The sequence below is a fragment of the Acidovorax sp. KPB24-03 genome (genome assembly GCF_057546605.1).
Map to the genome: position 1 here is coordinate 1 of NZ_BAAJYR010000524.1, position 2,072 is coordinate 2,072.

At 72.7% G+C, this 2,072-nt stretch carries 2 protein-coding genes; one reads left to right on the forward strand and one right to left on the reverse strand.

Translation table 11 applies throughout. The features are described 5' to 3' along the window. On the forward strand, positions 1 to 235 hold a 235-nt coding region (locus AC27KI_RS23510), incomplete at its 5' end, for a peptidoglycan-binding domain-containing protein (protein WP_487116135.1). A gap of 88 nt (positions 236 to 323) precedes the next feature. Here AC27KI_RS23510 and AC27KI_RS23515 read toward each other — a convergent pair. Next, positions 324 to 2,072, reverse strand: a 1,749-nt coding sequence (locus AC27KI_RS23515) for a carboxylesterase family protein (RefSeq protein WP_487116137.1), incomplete at its 5' end; no start/stop codon positions are given.

A 2,072-nucleotide genomic window follows, 5' to 3' on the forward strand; every position in this document is an offset into this window, starting at 1 on the left:
ACCGTCGCAGACCCGTGCCGGCGTTCCCGCGCCCGCAGGGGCCCCGGCCGGCGCCCCTGCCATGTCGGTGCGCGAGGCGCAGGAGCGCCTGAACGCCCTGGGCTACAACGTGGGCACGCCCGATGGCGCTGCCGGCGCCCGCACGGCCACCGCGCTGCGCAACTTCCAAAAATCGAAGGGCCTGCCGATCACGGGCCGCGTGGACGCCGCCACGGCCGACGCGCTCTCGCGCTGAAGCCAAAAGCGCGAAGGGGACCGAAGGCCCGCGCCTGCCCGTCCCCTTTTGCGCGGCGCCGGGGCCCGGCGCCGCCATGCCACCCCGGTCACTGCCCCCCGATGGGCGCCACCGTGTTCCACAGCGCGGTGCAGTGGGCCGCCGAATCGATGGACGATGCCGGGAGGCTGCTGGGGCTGCCCGCGGTGCTCCATTGCGAAAGCGAGGAGGACAGGCCGGCATAGGGCGTCCAGGCCGTCGGCAGCTGCGCGCCGCTGGCGGCCACCGGCGTCCATGGCGCCGGGCTGGCGGGGCTGTTCACGAAGCTCGCCCAGGCGGCGGCCATGGTCTGGGCCAGGGCCTGGTCGGCGGGCGGCGGCGGCTGGCTGCCCCGGGTGTACACCGCGTAGGCCGTTCCCAGGGTGTTGAACACATAGGGCAGTTCGTTGCCGTGGCAGACGTTGCCGTCCTGGCCCGGTGCGCAGGCCGCGACTTCCGTGGGCGGCTTGCCGGCGCTGTAGAGGTCGATCAGCGGCGGCTGGGCGAACAGGTAGCCGAAAGCCGGCAGCGCGGGGCTCGCCTGCGCGTTGCGGGCGGCCGCCCGGTTCGCCATGGCCAGGTTGCCGCAGCGGAACGCGAAGTCGTTGATCACGCCGGACAGCGTCGCCGCCGTGCCGTTCATGTAGCTCGGCGCGGGCCGGGTGGGCGCGCGGTACGGGAAGACCGGTTGGCCCTGCACCGTGGTGCTGTAGCCCAGGATCGTCTTGGCGTCGTTCGGCCAGACCTTCGGCACCAGCCCCTCGTTGAAGACCACGGGATTGAGCCCCACCCCCAGCTTCAGGAAGGCCAGGTTGGCGAAGACGGCGCCCTCGTCGCGGTTCACGCCGAAGACGAAGGGCTTGGGCGGCATCGAGGCCGTGGCGGACACCGCGTTGTAGCCGGCCAGGGGCTGGCCCACGATGACTTTGCCGTCCACGGTGGGCGACCAGGGCAGGCCATCGTTGACCTGGGGCGACGCCTGGGCCAGAAGCCCCACCAGCGGGCGCGTGGCGGCCTCGCGTTCGGCGGCGGCGAGGGCCTTGGGGTTGCCGGCCTTGCCCCGGGTGCCGAACAACTTTCCCGCCTGGGCCGCGACGATCTGCGCCGGCGTGGCCTTCAGCAGGATGGGCTTGCCCGCGAGGCACCCGCCCACCTGGGTGCACAGGGCATCGCGGAACAGGCTTCCTATGCCTTGCGCCTGCGCGGGCGTGCGGTACACCGAGCCCACCGGGTTGCTCTCCATGATGGCGGCCTGAAAGCGCGTGGCGCTGTCCGGTGCCGAGAACAGGTGCAGCCCCGCCGACATGGCCCCGGCGCTCTCGCCCGCGACCGTCACCCGGGTGGCATCGCCCCCGAAGGCGCCTATGTACTTCTGCACCCAGTCCAGCGCTGCCTGCTGGTCCAGGATGCCGAAATTGCCCCGCAGCGGCCCCCCGACGGTGGGGTTTTCCACCGCGTTGTCGAGGGCCAGGAAGCCCAGCGCCCCCAGGCGGTAGTTGATGGTGACGACCACCATGTCGCCCGCCGCCGCGAGGTACGAGCCGTCGTACAGGTTGCCCACCGTGGCGCCCTTGGCGCTGTCGTACAGCGGCAGGTAGCCGCTGCCCTCCACGAACGCGCCGCCGTGGATGAAGAACAGCACCGGCCGCTGGGGCTGCGCGCCGATGGCCGACTGCGGCGTGAAGACGTTCAGGTACAGGCAGTTCTCGCTCTGCGCGCTGGTGGGAAGGTTCGGCCGCGCGGCCTGCGGGCAGAACGGGCCGGCGGCCGTCTGCGCCACGTTGCTGCCGGCCGGGACCGTCGCCGCCGGGGCTGGAAA